Annotated in this window: 18 protein-coding genes; 8 read left to right on the top strand and 10 right to left on the bottom strand. The window is 71.3% G+C overall.

The annotated features are described in order from the left end of the window. Positions 1–4: 4 nt before the first annotated feature. On the top strand, positions 5–661 hold the full coding sequence (locus tag N1031_RS18805) for a dihydrofolate reductase family protein (RefSeq protein ID WP_259481462.1): 657 nt from the start codon (positions 5–7) through the stop codon (positions 659–661). Between the two features lie 3 nt (positions 662–664). On the opposite strand, the gene N1031_RS18810 is transcribed toward N1031_RS18805, so the two are convergent. The 3 genes from N1031_RS18810 to N1031_RS18820 all read right to left on the bottom strand — a co-directional run bounded on the left by N1031_RS18810 (position 665) and on the right by N1031_RS18820 (position 4,002). Beyond that, positions 665–868 carry a hypothetical protein gene (locus N1031_RS18810; protein ID WP_259481463.1) on the bottom strand — a complete coding sequence of 68 codons (204 nt, stop codon included), beginning with the start codon at positions 866–868 and terminating at the stop codon, positions 665–667. Positions 869–878: 10 nt separating this feature from the next. Next, positions 879–2,594, bottom strand: a complete 1,716-nt coding sequence (gene pgi / locus N1031_RS18815; RefSeq protein ID WP_259481464.1) for a glucose-6-phosphate isomerase — start codon at positions 2,592–2,594, stop codon at positions 879–881. A gap of 118 nt (positions 2,595–2,712) precedes the next feature. Further along, positions 2,713–4,002, bottom strand: coding sequence for a serine hydrolase domain-containing protein (locus N1031_RS18820; RefSeq protein ID WP_259481465.1), 1,290 nt, complete (start codon positions 4,000–4,002; stop codon positions 2,713–2,715). Between the two features lie 117 nt (positions 4,003–4,119). On the opposite strand from N1031_RS18820, the gene N1031_RS18825 reads away from it, so the two are divergent. From N1031_RS18825 to N1031_RS18840, 4 genes are read left to right on the top strand one after another with little or no spacing between them, the layout of a single operon-like run. Continuing rightward, positions 4,120–5,553, top strand: coding sequence for a pyridoxal phosphate-dependent decarboxylase family protein (locus N1031_RS18825; RefSeq protein WP_259481466.1), 1,434 nt, complete (start codon positions 4,120–4,122; stop codon positions 5,551–5,553). Continuing rightward, positions 5,550–6,620, top strand: a complete 1,071-nt coding sequence (locus N1031_RS18830) for an agmatine deiminase family protein (RefSeq protein WP_259481468.1) — start codon at positions 5,550–5,552, stop codon at positions 6,618–6,620. Before N1031_RS18825 ends, N1031_RS18830 begins: the two co-directional genes overlap by 4 nt. Then, on the top strand, positions 6,617–8,326 hold the full coding sequence (locus tag N1031_RS18835; RefSeq protein ID WP_259481469.1) for an amidase: 1,710 nt from the start codon (positions 6,617–6,619) through the stop codon (positions 8,324–8,326). The genes N1031_RS18830 and N1031_RS18835 overlap by 4 nt, the downstream gene beginning before the upstream one ends. Then, complete coding sequence (locus N1031_RS18840) at positions 8,323–9,747, top strand: APC family permease (RefSeq protein WP_259481471.1); 1,425 nt, start codon at positions 8,323–8,325, stop codon at positions 9,745–9,747. Before N1031_RS18835 ends, N1031_RS18840 begins: the two co-directional genes overlap by 4 nt. On the opposite strand, the gene N1031_RS18845 is transcribed toward N1031_RS18840, so the two are convergent. Then, positions 9,696–11,198, bottom strand: a complete 1,503-nt coding sequence (locus N1031_RS18845) for an FAD-dependent monooxygenase (RefSeq protein ID WP_259481472.1) — start codon at positions 11,196–11,198, stop codon at positions 9,696–9,698. The genes N1031_RS18840 and N1031_RS18845 overlap by 52 nt on opposite strands. A gap of 201 nt (positions 11,199–11,399) precedes the next feature. Between N1031_RS18845 and N1031_RS18850 the strand changes: the two genes are divergently transcribed. Beyond that, the gene (locus N1031_RS18850) at positions 11,400–12,587 is read left to right on the top strand and encodes an FAD-dependent oxidoreductase (RefSeq protein WP_259481474.1); all 1,188 of its coding nucleotides are present in this window, start codon (positions 11,400–11,402) and stop codon (positions 12,585–12,587) included. A gap of 36 nt (positions 12,588–12,623) precedes the next feature. Here the strand turns inward: N1031_RS18850 and N1031_RS18855 are convergent, their stop codons facing one another. After that, positions 12,624–13,070, bottom strand: coding sequence for a hypothetical protein (locus tag N1031_RS18855; protein WP_259481476.1), 447 nt, complete (start codon positions 13,068–13,070; stop codon positions 12,624–12,626). A gap of 72 nt (positions 13,071–13,142) precedes the next feature. Here N1031_RS18855 and N1031_RS18860 point away from each other — a divergent pair, with 72 nt between their 5' ends. After that, entirely contained in the window at positions 13,143–13,763 is a 621-nt protein-coding gene (locus N1031_RS18860) for an RNA polymerase sigma factor (RefSeq protein ID WP_259481477.1), read from the top strand. Next, the gene (locus N1031_RS18865; RefSeq protein WP_259481478.1) at positions 13,760–14,662 is read left to right on the top strand and encodes a hypothetical protein; all 903 of its coding nucleotides are present in this window, start codon (positions 13,760–13,762) and stop codon (positions 14,660–14,662) included. Before N1031_RS18860 ends, N1031_RS18865 begins: the two co-directional genes overlap by 4 nt. Before the next feature lie 16 nt (positions 14,663–14,678). Here the strand turns inward: N1031_RS18865 and N1031_RS18870 are convergent, their stop codons facing one another. Genes N1031_RS18870 through N1031_RS18890 form a run of 5 tightly spaced genes read right to left on the bottom strand, consistent with a single transcriptional unit; the run spans position 14,679 to position 18,940 of the window. Continuing rightward, positions 14,679–15,164: an S-ribosylhomocysteine lyase gene (locus N1031_RS18870; protein ID WP_259481479.1), complete on the bottom strand. Its 486-nt coding sequence runs from the start codon at positions 15,162–15,164 to the stop codon at positions 14,679–14,681. Then, positions 15,164–16,387, bottom strand: a complete 1,224-nt coding sequence (locus N1031_RS18875) for an aminotransferase class I/II-fold pyridoxal phosphate-dependent enzyme (protein WP_259481480.1) — start codon at positions 16,385–16,387, stop codon at positions 15,164–15,166. The genes N1031_RS18870 and N1031_RS18875 overlap by 1 nt, the downstream gene beginning before the upstream one ends. Positions 16,388–16,389: 2 nt before the next feature. Then, positions 16,390–17,058, bottom strand: coding sequence for a methionine ABC transporter permease (locus N1031_RS18880; RefSeq protein WP_259481481.1), 669 nt, complete (start codon positions 17,056–17,058; stop codon positions 16,390–16,392). Then, positions 17,055–18,086, bottom strand: a complete 1,032-nt coding sequence (locus N1031_RS18885) for a methionine ABC transporter ATP-binding protein (protein ID WP_259481482.1) — start codon at positions 18,084–18,086, stop codon at positions 17,055–17,057. The genes N1031_RS18880 and N1031_RS18885 overlap by 4 nt, the downstream gene beginning before the upstream one ends. Beyond that, positions 18,083–18,940 carry a MetQ/NlpA family ABC transporter substrate-binding protein gene (locus N1031_RS18890; RefSeq protein WP_259481483.1) on the bottom strand — a complete coding sequence of 286 codons (858 nt, stop codon included), beginning with the start codon at positions 18,938–18,940 and terminating at the stop codon, positions 18,083–18,085. The genes N1031_RS18885 and N1031_RS18890 overlap by 4 nt, the downstream gene beginning before the upstream one ends. Positions 18,941–19,040: the final 100 nt, after the last annotated feature.

Genomic DNA, 19,040 nt, shown 5'->3' on the forward strand with positions numbered 1-19,040 from the left:
CTGCATGACCGGACGAATCGAGATCGATCTGTTCACCACGCTCGACGGGGTCTCCCAGGCGCCGGGCGGGCCCGACGAAGACCGCGACGGAGGCTTCGCCTTCGGCGGGTGGCAGGCGCCGTTCGACGACGACGAGATCGGCGCCGACGTGATGGCGGGCATCGGGCGGCTCGACGCGCTGCTGCTCGGGCGAAAGACCTACGACATCTTCGCGTCGTACTGGCCGCACCACCTCGACGGCCCGGAGGGCGAGATCGGCCGCACCTTCGACGAGGTGCCGAAGTACGTGGCGTCGCGGCACCGGCCCGAACTGACGTGGCGAGGTGCGCGGCTGCTCGACGACGATCCCGGCAGCGGCGGCAGCGGGCGGACTTCCGTGCTCGCCGGCCAGGTCGCCGCGCTGCGTGAGCGGCACCGCGAGGTGCACGTCATCGGCAGCATCGACTTCGCGCGCTCGCTCGTGGCCGACAACCTGTTCGACCGGCTCACCCTGTGGGTGTTCCCGATCGTGCTCGGGGCGGGCAAACGGCTCTTCCCCGACGACGGCCCGGCGAACCGGCTCACGCTGCTGGAGCCGGCCGTGAGCACCCCGGCCGGCATCCTCATCCTGCGCTACGGCCCCACCGGAGAGACGCCGGCGACCGGCGACATGACGCGCTGAGGCTCAGGATCCGCTGTCGCTGTCGTCGGAGGGCGTGTCGTCGTCGGGCGTGGTGTCCCCGGCCTTGGCGTCGTAGAACGCCGCGTCGGCACGCTCCTGCGCGGCCCGGCCGGCTGCCTTCTCATCCTCGGTCGCCTCGTCGGAACCGCTCATCACCGGTTCGTCCTGGGTGTCGCCGGTGCCTTCGGGTGTGCTCGCATCGCTCATGCGCGCGACCCTACTCCTCGCGGAGCTCCAGGTACTTCGCGATCAGCGACTTCGTCGACGAGTCCTGCGACTCCAGCGCGGCGGCGTCGCCGTCGACCGCGGGGGCGATCTGCAGCGCCAGCTGCTTGCCGAGCTCGACGCCCCACTGGTCGAACGAGTCGATGCCCCAGATGGTGCCCTCGGTGAACACGATGTGCTCGTAGAGGGCGATCAGTTGACCGACCACGCCCGGCGTGAGAGCCGGAGCCAGGATGGAGGTGGTGGGCCGGTTGCCGCTGAACACGCGGGCGGGCACGACCGACTCGGCGGTGCCCTCGGCGCGCACCTCGTCGGCCGTCTTGCCGAAGGCGAGCGCCTTGGTCTGGGCGAAGAAGTTCGCCAGGAACAGCGAGTGCACGTCGGCGTCGCCGTCTTTCAGCGGATGCGCGGGGTTGGCCACCGCGATGAAGTCGGCCGGGATGAGCCGGGTGCCCTGGTGGATGAGCTGGTAGAAGGCGTGCTGACCGTTGGTGCCCGGCTCGCCCCAGAAGATCTCACCGGTGTCGGTGGTGACGGGCGATCCGTCCCACCGCACGCTCTTGCCGTTGGACTCCATCGTGAGCTGCTGCAGGTAGGCGGGAAACCGGTGCAGGTACTGCGCGTAGGGCAGCACCGCGTGGCTCTGCGCCCCGAGGAAATTGGTGTACCAGACGTTGAGCAGGCCCATCAGCACCGGCACGTTCTCGGCGAGCGGGGTGGTGCGCATGTGCTCGTCGATCGCGTGGAAGCCGGCCAGGAACTCGCGGAACCCGTCGGGGCCGATGGCGATGGCGACGCTCGTGCCGATGGCCGAGTCGACCGAGTAGCGGCCGCCCACCCAGTCCCAGAAGCCGAACGCGTTCTCGGGGTCGATGCCGAAGGCCGCCACCTTGTCGAGCGCGGTCGAGACGGCCACGAAGTGCTTGGCCACCGCTCCGGTGCGAGCGCTCTCGTCGTCGGCGATGGCTCCGGATGCGGTGAGCCCCTTCCACAGCCACTCGCGCGCCAGGCGGGCGTTGGTGAGCGTCTCGAGGGTGCCGAAGGTCTTCGACGCCACGATGAAGAGAGTGGTCTCGGGGTCGAGGCCGGCGGTCTTCTCGTAGATGTCGGAGGGGTCGATGTTCGACACGAAGCGGCACTCGAGCCCGGCCTGCACGTAAGGCTTGAGGGCCTCGTACACCATCACCGGGCCGAGGTCCGACCCGCCGATGCCGATGTTCACCACCGTCTCGATGCGCTTGCCGGTCACACCGGTCCAGGCACCTGAGCGCACACGGTCGGCGAAGGCGAACACCTTCTCGAGGGTCGACTGCACCTCGGCGTCGATGTCGGCGCCGTCGACCACGAAGCCCGAGGCCGGGTCGAGGTCGGCCGCGGCCGGCGTGCCGGGAGCGGGGCGGCGGAGGGCGGTGTGCAGCACGGCGCGGTTCTCGGTGACGTTGATGTGCTCGCCGGCGATCATCTCCTGGTAGCGCGCGGCCACCCCGGCGTTCTCGGCGAGGGCGAGAAGGTGACCCAGGATCTCCTCGGTGACGAGGTTCTTCGACAGGTCGACCGTGAGGTCGGCGGCCTGGAAGGTGTAGCGGGCGGCCCGCTCGGGCTCCGCGGCGAACCAGGCCCGCAGGTCGGGCGCGAAGCCGGAGGCGATGCCCTCGAGCTCCTTCCACGCGGTGCTTGCAGTCGGGTCGATGGGCGCCGTTCCGGCCATGGGTTCTCCTGGAGACTCGAGCGTCGCATCCGGAGTCGTGAGCGGACGCGCTTACCTCGAACCTACCGCTTCGGAGTGACCCGGAGGTGACCGCCGGGAGACCGGGCGCTGACGCGCGTCAGTCGGCGTAGACCTCGTCGACCAGGTCGAGCGCGATCGTCGAGGCCGGGGCGCGGCCGTCGGCGGCCGGAGCGACGTTGGCCCACACCACGAGCGTCACGTCGTTCACCGGGTCGTAGCCCATGAACGAGTTGTAGCCGGGCAGCTCCCCGGTGTGACCGAAGAACGGACCGAGCCTGGCCAGGCCCCATCCGTATCCCGCGGCCGGGGCGCCGGCCGTGTCGGGGCTCGCCTCGGTGGTGGGCGCGATGCTGTCGAGCCGGGCCTGCTGCAGCTCGGGATCGAGCAGGGCGACGGGGGTGCCGGGCTTGCCGCCGAGCGCCTCGACCCAGTCGGCCAGGTCGGTGGCCGTCGAGATGCCCGCCCCCGCCGACCAGGCCCACGACGGATTGTCGACGGTGCTGTCGTTCGGCTGGAGCGTGCCGGCCTCGGCGGCGGCGAAGAGGTCGGCGGGCAGGGCCGGGTTCGACATCGTGCCCACGTTGGTCCACCAGTAGTAGCCGTCCGAGCGCGGTTCGGGCAGCTGGGCGTCGTCGAGGGCGGGGAGCGAGGTCTCGTCGAGTCCGAGCGGGCCGAACAGCCTGTTCTCGAAGATCTGCGGCAACGGCTTGCCGTCGAGCTGCTCGGCGATGAGTCCGAGCAGCACGGTGTTCGTGTTGGAGTAGTGCCAGCCCTCGCCCGGCGCGAAGTAGGGCGGCAGGGAGAGACCGATGGCCACGAGCTCTTCGGGGTTCCAGACCCGCTCCGGCTCGTCGTCCATGGCCGCGTTGAGCTCGTAGGTCTCGGTGTAGTTGAACAGTCCGCTGCGCATCGTGAGGAGCTGCTCGATGGTGATGTTCTCGCCGTTCGGCACGTCGGGGCGGTAGAGCGATACCGGGTCGTCGAGGGCGATGCGGCCCTCGCCGACGAGCTGCAGGATGACGGTGCCGGTCCACGTCTTGGTGTTCGACCCCACCCGGATGTGGTCATCGATCGAGACGGGGGTGTCGCCGCCGCGGGTGGTGGTGCCGAAGGTCGCGGTCACCTCGCCCTCCGGCGTGCGCAGCAGCAGGGCGGCGCCCGCCTGCCCGAGGTCTTCTGCGGTCGACTCGAACAGCGAGACCAGGCCGTCCCGGTCGAGGGGCGCCAGCGTCTGGTAGACGCGCGCCGCGTCGCCGCCGGCGGTGGCGGACGGTGTGGGCACAGCGCTGCTCGAGGTGGGCGTACCCACGGTGCACCCCGCGAGGAGGAGTGCGGACACGGGGAGCACCAGGAGGGGGTGCGCTGCGGTGAGGGCGCGTCTGATCACCCCACCACGCTCCCATCCGGCCGGGATGCGCGGAATAGACCCAGGTCCCCAGGCGCGGAGAAGGGATGCTGGGGTTCGGCGCTCCGGCTGGGTATCGTATGGTCACCGGAGGTGCCGATGACCGCACAGAACTCGAGCGCAGCGACGACCGTCGCCGCCGCGCGGATGCACGAGGTGACCGAGGAGAACCGCGACATCGTCGACCGGGTGCTCGACTACTCGCGGCAGCGGCTGCTCATGGTCGACACCCCACTCGACAAGCCCCAGAGCGCCACCGAGCTGAGCCGTCTGGCGGGGGCGACCGTCACCGAGCAGGGCATCGGCGCGGCGAAGGCGCTGTCGATCTTCGAGCACATCCTGGCCCCGGCCTGCATCACCACCGACGACCCGCGGTACCTCTCGTTCATCCCGAGCGCGCCCTCGAAGGCCGCCGCCGCGTTCGACGTGGTGGTGTCGGCGAGCGCTCTCTACGGCGGCTCGTGGCTCGAGGGCGCGGGAGCGGTGCACGCCGAGAACGAGGTACTGCGCTGGCTCGCCGCCGAGTTCGGCATGCCCGCCGGTGCGGGCGGCGTGTTCGTGCAGGGCGGCACGCTCGGCAACCTGTCGGCCCTGGTCGCGGCCCGCGAGGCGGCCCGCGATCGGGCTCGTGAGGCGGGCGGCCCGCTGCCCGAGCGCTGGCGGGTGGTCTGCAGTGCGGAGGCGCACTCCTCGATCGCCTCGGCCGCGCGGGTGATGGACGTGGAGGTGGTGGCGGTGCCGGTCGACGCCGACGGCACGCTGCGCGGCCCGGCCGTGCGCGCCGCGCTGGAGGAGCACGGCGGCAGCGTGTTCGCCGTGGTCGCCACGGCGGGCACCACCAACTTCGGCATCGTCGACGACCTCGCCGGTGTCGGCGAGGCGGCGGCCGCGCACGGTGTCTGGTTCCACGTCGACGGGGCCTACGGGCTGTCGGCGATGCTGTCCCCGGAAGCCCGGCCGAGGTTCGCCGGCGTGGAGCGGGCGGACTCGCTCGTGGTCGACCCGCACAAGTGGCTGTTCGCCCCCTTCGACGCCTGCGCCCTGCTCTACCGCGACCCCGAGCTGGGCCGCCGGGCGCACACCCAGCACGCCGACTACCTCGACACCCTCACCGAGACGACCGACTGGAGCCCCTCTGACTTCGCGGCGCACCTCACCAGGCGCCCGCGCGGGCTGCCGCTGTGGTTCTCGCTCGCCAGCTACGGGGCTGCGGCATACCGCGAGGCCATCACCGCCTCACTCGTGCTGGCCCGCGAGGCGGCCGAGCTCATCCGTGAGCGACCCGGATTCGAGCTGGTGCGCGACCCGCAGCTCTCGGTGGTGGTGTTCGAACGGGTCGGCTGGTCGAAGGCCGACTACTCCGCCTGGTCGGCGAGACTGCTCGACGAGCAGCTCGCTTTCGTCACCCCGAGCGCCCACCACGGCAGGGCGAACGCCCGGTTCGCCATCGTCAACCCGCGCACGACGCTCGCCGACCTGGTGCTCATCCTCGACACCATGGACGCCCACGGCACCGCCGGGGGACAGTCGTGACCTGGCGCATGCCCGTCGAGGGCGCACCGCACGAGCGCACCTGGATGACCTTCCCGCGCGTCGGAGAGACCCTCGGGCGCACGCCCGCCGAGACGGAGGGCGGCTACGCCGCGTGGGCCGCCGTGGCCAACGCGGTCGCCGGCTTCGAGCCGCTCTCGATGCTCGTCGACCCCTCCGAGACGGCCCGAGCCCGGTCGCTGCTCGACGGGGCGATCGACCTCGTCGAGACCCCCGTCGACGAGTTCTGGATGCGCGACTCGGGCCCCACCTTCGTGCTCGACGCCGAGAGGCCGGGAGCGCTCGGCGCGGTCGACTGGATCTTCAACGGCTGGGGCGCCCCCGCCTGGGCCGAGTGGCAGAAGTCGGCGAGGCACGGAGCCTTCGTGGCGGACGCGGTCGGTGCCGAGCTCGTGAGCTCGCTGCTCGTGAACGAGGGCGGGGGCATCCACGTCGACGGCGAAGGCACGGTGCTGCTCACCGAGACGGTGCAGCTCGACCCGCGCCGCAACCCGTTCGCCGACCGGGGGCGCGTGGAGGCCGAGATGCTCCGCACCCTCGGCACCCACCACCTGGTGTGGCTGCCCCGCGGGCTCACCCGTGACTACGACGATTTCGGCACCAACGGTCACGTCGACATCGTGGCGGCGATCCCCTCGCCCGGGCGGCTGCTGCTGCACGCGCAGCCCGACCCCGCGCATCCCGACCACCTCGTGGTGCAGCAGCTGCGCGAGGTGCTCGCCGGCCAGACGGATGCAGCCGGCCGCGCCTTCGAGATCGTCGAGCTGCCCGCACCGGCCACGCTGACCGACGAGCACGGGCCGGTCGACTGGAGCTACGTCAACCACTACGTGCTGAACGGCGCGGTGATCGCGTGCGGCTTCGGCGACCCGGTGGCGGATGCGCGGGCGGCGTCGATCCTGGCCGAGGAGTACCCGGGTCGTGAGGTGGTGACGGTCGACGCGCGCGAGATCTTCGCGCGCGGCGGGGGCATCCACTGCATCACGCAGCAGCAACCCGCGCTGCCCGAGCTGCCCGCGCGCGAGGCGGGGACGGGCGCCGGCGCATGAGCTTCGACGTCGTGGAGGCGCCGATCGCGGTGCTCCGCTCTGCGCTGGAGGAGGGCCGCACCACGAGCGTCGAGCTCGTGAACGCCTACCTCGCCAGAATCGAGGCCTACGACCGCGGGGGGCCGCGGCTGAACGCCCTGGTCGAACTGAACCCCGGAGCGCTCGACGAGGCACGCGCCTCCGACGCGCGGCGGGCAGCGGATCCTGTGCTCGGGCCGCTGGACGGCATCCCGTACACCGCGAAGGACAGCTACCTCGTGCGAGGCCTCACGGCGGCGGCCGGCAGCCCGGCCTTCGCAGGCCTGCGGGCACAGCGCGACGCCTTCACCGTGGAGCGGCTGCGCGCCGGCGGTGCGATCTGCCTCGGCCTCACCAACATGCCGCCGATGGCCAACGGAGGCATGCAGCGCGGACTCTACGGGCGCGCCGAGAGCCCCTACAGCGCCGGGTACCTCACCTCGGCCTTCGCCTCGGGGTCGTCCAACGGATCGGGCACGGCCACCGCCGCGAGCTTCGCGGCCTTCGGCCTGGCCGAGGAGACCTGGTCGAGCGGCCGGGCGCCGGCCACCAACAACGCGCTCTGCGCCTACACGCCGTCGCGCGGGGTCATCTCGGTGCGCGGCAACTGGCCTCTCGTGCCCACGATGGATGTCGTGGTGCCGCACGCCCGCACGGTCGCCGACCTGCTCGAGGTGCTCGACGTCGTGGTCGACGACGACCCGGATGCGCGGGGCGACTTCTGGCGGTCGCAGCCGTGGGTCGAGATCCCGGCCGCGTCGAGCATCCGGCCGCCGTCGTTCCCGGCGCTGGCCCCGGCCAGCGACGACCATGCGCAGGCCGCCCTTGCCGGCGTGCGGTTCGGGGTGCCGCGCATGTATCTCGGCACCGACGAGCACGCGGGTACGGGCACCGGGATCGGCGGACCGACGGGGGAGCGGATCGTTCCGCGGCCGAGCTCGCTCGAGCTGTTCGGGCGGGTGCGCCGGGTGCTCGAGGCGGCGGGTGCGGAGGTCGTGGAAGTCGGCTTCCCCGCGGTGACGAACTACGAGGGCGACCGGGCCGGCGCGCCCACGATCGCGACGAGGGGCTTGGTGTCTCCGGAGTTCCTGAAGCGCGAGATCGTCGACCTCTCGGCGTGGGCGTGGGACGACTTCCTCGCCGCCAACGGCGATCCCGCCCTCTCGACGCTCGTCGGAGTCGACGGCTCGGCGATCTTCCCGCATCCGGCCGGCGCGCTGCCCGACCGGTACACCGGCTTCGACGACGACATCGCGGGCTACCCCGAGCAGGTGCGCGAGCATCCGTACTCCGCGTTCACCGACATCCCCGCCCTCGCCGACGGCGTGCGGGGCCTCGAACGCACGAGGGAGCTCGACCTGGAGGAGTGGATGGACGACCTCGGGCTCGACGCCGTGCTCTTCCCCGCCGTGGCCGACGTCGGGCCGGCCGACATGGACGTGAACCCGGAATCGGCCGACGCCGGGTGGCGCAACGGGGTGTGGGTGGCGAACGGCAACCTCGCGGTGCGGCACCTCGGCATCCCGACCGTCACCGTACCGATGGGGGAGATGGCCGACATCGGCATGCCCATCGGGGTCACGCTCGCGGGGCCGGCCTACTCCGACGTGCTGCTGCTCCGGCTGGCCGCGGCCCTCGAACGACTGCACCCTGCGCGCACCGAGCCGCCGCGCACCCCGCGGCTGTGAGCACCGGGCTCACCCGCACGCTGGGCGGCTTCCAGCTCTTCGCGGTCTCGTTCGCGTTCATCTCGGTGGCGGTGGGGGTGTTCGGCACCTACGGCGACGTGCTCTCCTCGTCGGGTCCCGTGGGCATCTGGCTGTGGGTGGTGGTCGCCGTGGGCCAGACGCTGGTGGCCCTGGTGGTGGCGCAGTTCGCCGCGCGGATCGCGCTGAGCGGCTCGTCGTACCAGTGGGCGTCGCGGCTCGCCACGCCGCGGGTGGGATGGTTCTTCGGCTGGCTCGGGTTCTGGTTCCTCGCCATCGCGGTGGTGGCCGTCGACAACGCGCTCGTGACCCAGGCGATCACGCCGCTGTTCGGCCTGCCCGACGACGAAAGCACCGGCCGGGTGCTGACGCTCGCCGTGCTCGTGGTGCAGGCCGCTCTGGTCATCGCCTCGACCCGGCTGCTCGGACTGGTGAGCTCGACGGCGGTGGTGGCCGAGCTCGCCATCGTGGCGGTGCTGGTGGTGGCCCTCGTCGTGGCGATGCTCGTGTCGGGCAGCGCGCATCCCGAGAACCTGGTGTCGCAGGGGTCGGCCGCGGGCGACCCGGCCTACTTCGCGCTCGGCGGAGGGCTGATGGCGGGCGCTCTGATGGGTCTCACCACGCTCGTCGGCTTCGATTCCGCCGCCAACCTCGCCGAGGAGGCCCGCGAGCCGTTCCGTGCGGTGCCGCGCGCGATCGTGTTGTCGGTCGTCGCCGCCGGCGTGGCCGGGCTGGTGTTCGTGGTGGTGCTCACCCTCTCGATTGACGACCTCGACGCGGTCACCCGCGACGCCTCACCGGTCGCCGCGATCATCCGCGAGCAGCTGGGGCCGGTGTGGGAGCGGCTGCTGCTGGCCGTGATCGCCTTCGCGATGTTCGGGGCGGGCACGGTGACGATGGCCGCCTGCGCGCGCCAGGTGTTCGCGATGGCGCGCGACGGGCGATTCCCCGCGGCGAGGCTGATGTCGCGGGTGAACCCGCGCACCCGCACGCCGATCGCCGCGACGGTGCTCATCGTCGTGGTGGGTGCGGTGCTCATGCTGGCGCTGCCGGGAGCGGCGCTGCTGCAGCTGATCGTGGGGAGCACCATCCTGCCGGCGCTGCTCTACGGCGGAACCATCGTGCTCTACCTCGCGGTGCGGCGACGGCTCGACCGGCGGGAGGGCGGCTTCGCCCTCGGCAGGCTGGAGGTGCCGGTGGCGGTCGCCGCGCTGGTGTGGGTGGTGGTCGCACTCGTGGTGCTCGTCACCCCGCCCGACGCCCTGGTGCCGGCGCTGATCGTGGGCGGCATCGTGGTGGTGGGCGGTGTCTACTTCACGGTGAAGGTGCTCACCAACCCTTCGGTGTTCGATCACGAGGAGGAGGCCGGCACCGCTCTCGCACCGAAGCGCGCGGAGAGCTGAGCGTCCAGCGTTCGCTGGTCGTCGCCGGCCCACACCACGTGGCCGTCGGGCCGCAGCAGCACGGCGGTCGCGGTGGGCGCGGCCGGGTCTCCGGCGAGGGGGTCGGCCACGAGGTCGACGCGGTCCTGCCAGCCCTCCACCGAGAGGGTGCCGGTGCGGTCGAGCAGCAGCCCCCGGCCGCCGTGCATCCGCTCGTAGAGGCGGCCGTGCGCGAGCGGGAGGTCGCGGAGGCGGCGGCCGAGGAGCGGATCGGACGCGCCGGCGGCGGCGGGGTCAGGGTCGGGACCGAGGTCGTAGCGGATGCCGATACCGCTCACCCGTTCGGCGAGCAGGTGGGCGACGTCGTCGAGCTGCACGAGCTCGGCGAGTAGGCGGCGCACGGCCTGCGGTCCGGGCTCGGGGGAGAGCAGCTCGCTCTGCGCCCGGGTGAGGCTCAGCACCTCGGCCGCGACCGGATGCCTCTCGGCGCCGTAGCTGTCGAGCAGTCCGGTGGGCGCCCATCCGTTCACCGTCGCGGCGAGCTTCCAGCCGAGGTTGAAGGCGTCCTGGATGCCGAGGTTCAGCCCCTGGCCGCCGAGCGGGGGATGCACGTGGGCGGCGTCGCCGGCGAGCAGCACCCGGCCGTCGCGGTAGCGCTCGGCCAGCCGGGTGGCGTCGGTGAAGCGGGTGAGCGCGCGCGGCGAGTGCACCCCGAAGTCGGTGCCGGTGTACTCGCGCAGGCGGGCGCGGAACTGCTCCAAGGTAGGCGCGACCGAACGATCGGTGCTCACCTCGGCCGCTGGCACGACCGCACGGAAGAGCGGGGCGCCGTCGCCGGCGGTCTGCCCTGCGGGGCCGATGCCGAAGCCGAGCCGTGTGCGGCGCACCTCCTCCGACACGCGGGCGATCTCGTCGGGGGCAGCCGTGACCTGCACCTCGCCGAGCATCCACTCCGTCGTCGCGGCGTTGCCTGGGAACAGGATGCCCGCGGCCTTGCGCACCGTGCTGCGGCCGCCGTCGCAGCCCACGAGCCAGCCGGGGCGCATCCGCTCGCCGTCGGCCAGCTCGACCGTGACACCCTCGGGATCCTGCTCGAGTCCGACGACACGCGCGCCGCGGCGCAGCTCGGTGCCCAGGTCGAGCGCGTGATCGAGCAGGAGGCGGTCGGTGACGGGCTGCGGGATGCCGAGGATGTAGTCGTGGGCGGTATCGAGCACCACCGGATGCGCGGGGGCGAGACCGGCGAAGCGGCCGCCCGCCCCGGGGTAGCGGGTGCCGTGCTCGAGGAAGCGTTCGAGCAGGCCGCGCTGGTCGAGGATCTCGACGCTCCTCGGGTGCAGACCCAGCGAGCGCACGAGCGGGGTGGGCTCCGTCTCCCGTTCGAGCAGCAGCACCCCGACCCCGTGCAGGCGCAACTCGGCGGCCAGCATCGCCCCCGTCGGCCCCGCCCCGACCACGATCACGTCGTGCATCCGTTCTCCTCCCGTGTGCCGCGCGCGACGTGTATCTGGCGCGCGATCAGCCATTCTGCCCCCTCGTGGGGTGCTTGCCGCAAGCCCCGTGCCTCGCGATATCCTGGATACGGCGGGAATCACGTGACCCGTCGCTTGTGACGCACTACTGTTTTGTCTGACAGTCCTACCAAGTTGAGGGCTGGGAACAGTGAGGTTCTCATGGGCAGCAGTCGTGCATCCGTTCTCGTGGTGGGCGCCGGTCCGGTCGGACTCCTGACGGCGCTGGCGCTGGGCCGTGCAGATGTGGCCGTGACGGTGCTCGAACGTGGCAAGTCCCTCAACGATTCGCCCCGGGCCGCTGTCTACCACTGGTGCGTGCTCGAGGTGCTCGACAAGCTCGGTGTGCGGGAGGCCGCCGAGGCCGAGGGAGTGATCGTGCGGGCGAACGCCTTCCACCGGCCGTCGACGGGGGAGTCGGTGCAGGTGTCGCAGGATGCGATCGCCGGCGTGGTTCCGTTCCCCTACAACCTCAACCTCGGGCAGGACGCGCTCGGCGAGATCGTGCTGAGGCACCTGGCGCGTCTCCCCGCAGTTGAGGTGGACTGGGGCGCCGAGGTGGTGGGTGTGTCGCAGGAGGCGGACAGTGCGTCGGTGACCCTGGCCGACGGCCGTGTGCTCTCGGCCGACTGGGTGGTCGGTGCCGACGGCGGCCGGAGCGCCGTGCGCAAGGCGCTGGGTCTCGACTTCGAGGGGATGACGTGGGGAGACCGTTTCGTGGCCACGAACGTGCGCTTCGACTTCGAAGCGTTCGGCTACGGGCGGGCGAACATGGTGATGGATGCGGAGCTCGGCTGCATCGTGGCGCTGCTCGACCGCGAGAACCTGTGGCGGGTGACCTTCGCCGAGAGCGAGGAGCTCGCCGAGGAGACCATCCCCGAGCGCATCGACGCGTTCCTGTCGAGGCTGCTGCCCGCGGGTGAGCGGGCTGAGCTCGTGCAGTACTCGCCGTACCACATGCACCAGCGGTCGGCCTCGAGCTATCGGGTGGGGCGCATCCTGCTCGCCGGAGATGCGGCGCACCTCACCAACCCGACCGGGGCGATGGGGCTCACCACCGGGGTCTTCGACGTGGAGCTGCTGGCCGACAGGCTGCTCGCGGTGATCTCCGGCGCCGAGGGCGACTCGGCGCTCGACGACTACGCGCGGCGGCGGCGCACCGCCTTCTTGGAGCACGCCTCACCGGCGGCCACACGGTTCAAGCACCTCGTCTACGACGGCGTGCAGTCCGACATCGACGAGGCGTTCGAGCTGTACCGGCGCGTGGCGGCCGACCCGGTCGCCTCCCGCGACTTCTTCCTCGGCATCCAGTCCGTGCGTGAGCCCGAGTTCCGCAGCGCCGCGCTCTGATCGTCTCTCGACTGACCGTCTCGCTCCTGATCGCCTCTACCGGAGTCGTACCCGCACCTTGTTGAGCGGCTTCTGTGTGGCCGGCGGATGGCGCAGCAGGCGCACCGAGGAGTGGGCGTAGGCGGTCGCGATCAGGCCGTCGAACAGGAGTCCGCTGACGGCCTGGGCGGGATGCGCAGCGCTCAATCCGGTCAGGGCGAAGACCACGCCGGTCACGGTGAAGACGGCGAACAGGCTCGCCACCACGAACCCGGCGGTGGGCCGCGAGGTCATCCGCCACCAGGCCCGAGGGGGCAGCAGCGGTTCGTCTCGACCGCGGAACGAGCGGGTGCCGACGGCGAACACCAGCACGAAGAAGGCATTGCCCAGCACTTCGGCGACCACCCAGGGAGTCGCGCGGAGAAGGGTGTTGACGAGGAAGATCGCAACCACGGCACCGACGATGTAGAGCAGCTTCCAGCCGGTCTTGACGATGCGGGGCACGGGGTGATCGTAGCGGCGGATGCGGGTGGGGTGTCCCCATTCGACGGGTGTTGGACATACCAGGATGTGAGTATGGATTCCGGGGATGAGATCGCGGTGGCCGATGAGGCGGACGCGGTGTTGTGGGGGCGGTGCCTCGACGGGGACGGCGAGGCGATGGCGATGCTGTTCGACCGGCATGAGCGGCGCCTTTTTCGCGCGGCGCTGAGGGATGCGAGTACGGTGCACGACGCGGAGGACATCGTGTCGACGGTGTTCCTGGAGCTGTGGCGGTCACGGGCACGGGTGCGGGTGGTCGACGGTTCGCTGCTGCCCTGGCTGCTCGTGACGTGCGCCAACGTGTCGCGCAATGTGGCCCGCAGTCGGCGCCGCTACCGCACGCTGCTGGCGAAACTGCCACCCGACGAGCACGAGCCCGACCCGGCCGACGGGGCGCTCGACGCCATCGAGGCGCTCCAGCGCGACCGGCGGGTGGCCGCCGCGCTCCGGGAGCTGCGGCCGGCCGACCGGCAGATCCTGGTGCTGTCGGCGGTGGAGGGACTCTCGCTCGCCGAGTGCGCGTCGGCGCTCGGCATCGGCCACGACGCTGCCAAAGCACGGCTGACCCGGGCGCGGCGACGCGCCAAGAGCCTGCTGACCGAGAGCATGGGCGACCCTTTCGTCGCCGTGCGGATGGAGGAGACACGAGCATGAGCATCCCCGAATTCGACCTCCGCCGCCGCGCCGCGGTGCGGCGGATGCTCGCCGACACGGTGTCGGCGCCCCGCCGCGCGCGGCGTGTCCCCTGGGCGGGCTTCGCCGCCTTCGTGCTCGCGGGCCTCCTGGCGGGCGGCGCCGTGACGGCGGCGTCGGCGAGTTTTGGCCCGAGCACCGTCGTGGGTTCCGTCTCAGGCGAACCCGTCGATCCGGCCGAGGGTCTCGACGGCATGCCCGCACTTGTGGGCACACCACCCGGCGCGCCCATCCCGGTGCTCGTCGGCGGTGCGCAGTCGGTGATCATCGAGGCCGACGGCAGCTCGCTCTACCCGGCGCCGGAGGGTTCGGGATGGACGGCGGTCATTCCGCTGGCACCACCAGAACGGGCCACCCACATGCGCGTCGCGACCCAGTGCCTCACACCAGGAGCGGTTCGCGCGGGGCAGAACGCCGACGGCAACAACGGGTCATCGACGTGCGGAGGGCCGTGGGAGGGGCCGGTCACCGGCCCGCGCACCGGCCAGGACGAGCCGCTCTCCGACGGCCTCATCTACTACGTCGACCTCGACCCCGGCACGAGCGTCGTGCTCACGTTCGAGTTCCTGCTGCATGTCGAGACCACGTGGGGTGTGAACGCCCGGGGCGAGACCTACGGCACCTACAAGGAGGGCGCCGGCGAACCCGATCTTCTGTCGGCGAGTGGCACGAACGGCGCCCGCGGTTACGTGCGCCGAAGCGAGCTCGCATTCGTCGACGGCACCGCCGCGATGGAAGGCTTCCGCAGCTTCGACGACGTGACCCGCTGGCAAGAGGAGACCGCCGGGAGGACCTACCTCGTGCCAGTGTACGAGTCCGACGGCGTGACCGTCATCGGCGAGATGCAAGTGGGCGGATGAGCCCGCCCGGATCGCGTCAGACCGTCGCCTGCGGCAGCACCCGCTCGAAGGCGTCGAGGCTGATGCCCTGGTCGAGCACGTGCTTCGACCACTCGCGGGCCGTGTGCAGAGAGTGGTCGCGGTAGTTGCCGCACTCGCGCGCGGTGACGGCCGGCACATCCGACTCGACGGCCTCGAACGCGATGAACCGCAGGCTCGCGTCGAGCGCGGCCACCACGTCGGCCACCTCGGGCTCGCCCCACATGAGCAGGTGGAACCCGGTGCGGCAGCCGAACGGCGAGATGTCGATGACGCCGTCGATGCGGTCGCGCAGCAGCCCGGCGAGCAGGTGCTCGAGGGTGTGGATGCCCGCGGTCGGTATCTCCTGCACGTTCGGCTGGGTGAGGCGCACGTCGAAGTTCGTGACCGTGCCGCCGCCCGGGCCGTGCTCCACCCCGATGCGCCGCACGTAGGGGGCCAGCACCGCGTTGTGGTCGAGCGTGAAGCTCTCGATCTCCGCCATCAGTCGTTCTCCTGTCGGGTGGGGCCGGGCGCGACGATCCGCCCGGAGGTTCTCGTGAACGCGTCGAGGCGCTCGATCAGCTCGTGCAGGGTGGCGTCGTCGCTCACGAGCCCGAGCCGGATGTGCCCGGCGCCACGCGGTCCGAAGCCTTCACCGGGCGCCACGGCGACCCTGGCCTCCTCGCGCAGCCGCGCCGCGAATCCGATCGCCCCGCCCTCGGCGGCAGCGGCCTCGGGCAGCCGCACCCACACGAAGAAGGTGCCCTCGGGCTCCACCACGTCCCAGCCCAGGCGTCGCAGGCCCGACACCACGAGGTCGCGCCGGCGCTGGTAGACGCCGACGAGCTCGCGCGCCGCCGTCTGGTCGCCGCCGAGAGCTGCTGCCGCGGCCTCCTGCGAAGCGCCGAACATGGTGCTGAAGGCCTGCGACTGGTACTTCTTCATGGCCGTGACGAGCGAGGTGTTGCCGGCCGCGAAGCCGATGCGCCAGCCCGCCATGCTGTAGGTCTTCGAGAGCGTCTGCGCCTCCACGGTCACCGCGAGCTCGCGGTCGACGGCGAGCGCCGAGAGGGGCGCGCGCCCGTCGAACCCGAGCGAGGAGTAGGCGAAGTCGTGCACGAACGACGCTCCCGTGCGCAGCGAGAAGGCGATCGCCTCCTCGAACGCGGCCGGGGTGGCGAGCGCACCCGTGGGATTGTTCGGGTAGTTGAGCAGCAGCAGTGCGGCCTCGTCGAGACCGTCGAGCGCGGCGAAGTCGGGCTGGTAGCCCGGCTCCGACAGAGGCACGGATGCGATGCGCCCGCCCGCGAGATCGGTCGCCGAGGTGTACATGGGGTAGCCGGGATCGGGCAGCACCACAGTCGTGCCGGGGTCGACCCGGGAGAGCACCGCGGCCATGATGGCCTCGTGCGACCCGTGGAAGACCGCGACCTGCGCATCCGGGTCGATCTCGACGCCGTGGTCGTCGCGGTAGCGCAGCGCCACCGCCTCACGGAAGCGGGCCCGGCCGGCGTAAGAGGGATAGCGGTGGTTGGCCGCATCGGCCACCTCGCGCTGCATCGCCGTCACGATGTGCTCGGGCGTGGGCAGGTCGGGGTTGCCCTTCGAGACGTCGATCATGCGGGGACCCGGCTGGGCGCCGAGCCGCGCGATCTCGCGGTCCATCTCACCCCAGAAGTTCGGGGGCAGCGCCTGCACGCGGGCGGCGGGTGCGAACTCGACCACCGTCACCGCCTCCGGAACCGGCGGGCGATGACCGTGCCGAGCAGCTGGATGCCCTGCACGAGCACGATCAGGGTGACCACGGTGATGACCATGGCGAAGCCGTCGTAGCGCTGGTAGCCGTAGGAGAGCGCGAGGTCGCCGATTCCGCCTGCACCCACGGTGCCGGCCATCGCGGTGGCGTCGAGCAGACCCACCGAGGCGATGGTGATGGCCAGGATGAGCGAACCGCGCGCCTCGGGCAGCATGAACCGCCAGAAGATCTGCCAGGGCGACGCGCCCATCGCCCGCGCCGCCTCGATGACGCCGCGCGGCACCTCGAGCAGGGAGTTCTCGACCAGGCGGCCGATGTAGGGCGCGATCATCACCGTGAGCGGCACGATGGCAGCCCACACGCCGATGCTCGTGCCGACCAGCAGCCGCGTGAACGGGAGGATCGCCACGAGCAGGATGATGAACGGCAGCGAGCGGATGAGGTTGACGACCACCGCGAGGCCGAGGCTGATCGGACGGTTCTCGAGCACTCCGCCCGCCCGAGTGAGGGCGAGCACGGCGCCGATGATCACACCGAGGATCGACCCGAGCACGAGCGAGACGCCGAGCATCTGCAGCGTCTCGCCGAGCGCCTTGAAGAACAGCTCGGGGGTGATGAGGGTCCACTTGTCGCCGTTCACGGGCGCACCTCCTCGAGGTGCACGACGCGTTCGGTGAGGAAGGCCCGGGCGGCGGCCACTCGGTCGGGGGCACCCGTGACCTTCACGATCATCTGGCCCACCGTGTGCTCCTGGATCTCGGTCATGTCGGCGTGCAGCATGTTCACCTCGACACCGAGCTTCGAGATGAGGTCGGAGAGCAGGGGCTGCGTGACCTGCTCGTCGAGCAGCAGCAAGCGCCAGAGGCCGTCGCCGCCGAGGTGGTCGATCACGCGGTCGGGAAGTCCCTGCGGCACCACGGTGGTCACGAAGTCGCGCGTGATGGGGGAGCGGGGGCGCAGGAAGGTGTCGAGCACGGTGCCCTGCTCGACGACGGTTCCGTCGGCCACGACCGCCACCCGGTGCGCCAGGTCTTTGATGACGTCCATCTCGTGGGTCACCACGAGGATCGTCGTGCCGTACTCGCGGTTGATGCTCCGCAGCAGCTCGATGATCTGCGCGGTGGTGGTGGGGTCGAGTGCGCTGGTCGCCTCGTCGGAGAGCAGGATGCGGGGGTTGCGCACCAGGGCGCGGGCGATGCCCACGCGCTGCTTCTGCCCGCCGGAGAGGTCGCCGGCGAAGCTGTCGGCCTTGCTGGAGAGCCCGACGAAGTCGAGCACCTCCTCGGCCTTGGCCCGGGCCGCCGCCGCACCCACTCCGTCGAGCCGCAGCGGCATCGCGACGTTGTCGCGCACCTTGACGGTCTCGAGCAGATTGAACTGCTGGAAGATCATGCCCGTGCGCTTCTGGGCCTCGCGCAGCCGGCGGCCCTTGAGGGTGCCGACGTCGAGGCCGTCGACGAGCACCCGGCCGGTGCTCGGGCGTTCGAGCCCGTTCACCAGCCGGATGAGCGTCGACTTGCCGGCCCCGCTGTAGCCGATGACTCCGAAGATCGACCCGGGGTCGACCGTCAGACTGATCTCGTGCAGGGCGGTCGTGGTGACGTTCTTGCGAGGGCTGAACGACTTCGAGACGGACTCGAACTCGATGCGGCCTGACTCTGAGGTCACTGGAACCATTCGGGGAGGTTGTAGCCGTCGTACTGCGGGTCGGCCTCGATGAAGTCGATGAACTCCTGCGACTCGTAGGCCGCCTTGATGGCCTGGGCCCAGTCGGAGTCGACGTCCTCCGAGCGCACCGCGACCACGTTCGAGAACTCGATCGGCTGGTCTTCGACCGCGAGCGCGTCGTTGTAGTCGAGCCCGCCCGAGATGATGAAGTTGCCCTGGATGGTGGCATAGTCCACGTCCTGGAGCGCGGGCACCTGCTGGGCGTTCTCGATCGGGGTGATCTGCAGGTTGTGCGGGTTCTCGGTGATGATCGAGAGGTCGGCGGTGTTGGGGTCGTCGACGTCGTCGAAGTCGATCAGGCCGGCCTCGCGCAGGATGAGCAGGCCCCGGTAGAGGTTCGAGGGCGAGTTCGGCACGGTGACGGTCGCGCCGTCCTTCACGTCGTCGAGCGACGTGGACTTGCCGCCGAACAGCGCCATGCGCGGGGTGGGCACCTGCACCAGGGCGGCGTTGTCGATGCCCTCCTGGGCGTTGACGAACTCGAGGTACACCGGGTGCTGCATGATGTTGGCGTCGATCTCGCCGTCGGCGACCGCCACGTTCACCACGATGCCGTCGGTGAAGTCCTGCGTCTGGACGGTGTAGCCCTCCGACTCCAGGATGGGCTGGATGCCGCCCTGGAACATCTCCAGGTAGGGGCCGGGGTTGAAGCCGACGGTGATCTCGGTCTTCGCCGCCGCGGTGCTGTCACCTGCCGTGTCGTCGGAGGCCGTTCCGCTGCTGCTACAGGCCGCCGTGCCGAGGAGGACGGCGACGGTGGCTGCTCCGAGGAGCGCGGTGCGGAAGGTCTTCATGGGGGCCTCTTCTGTGGGATGGGGTGGGCGTGCTGTGCCTGGGGCTCAGGCTACCCATCGCGAGAAGGGGGAGAGGATTCGGAGCGTCACACTCCGCAAC

The sequence above is a fragment of the Herbiconiux moechotypicola genome (assembly GCF_024979255.1).
GTDB lineage: Bacteria > Actinomycetota > Actinomycetes > Actinomycetales > Microbacteriaceae > Herbiconiux > Herbiconiux moechotypicola.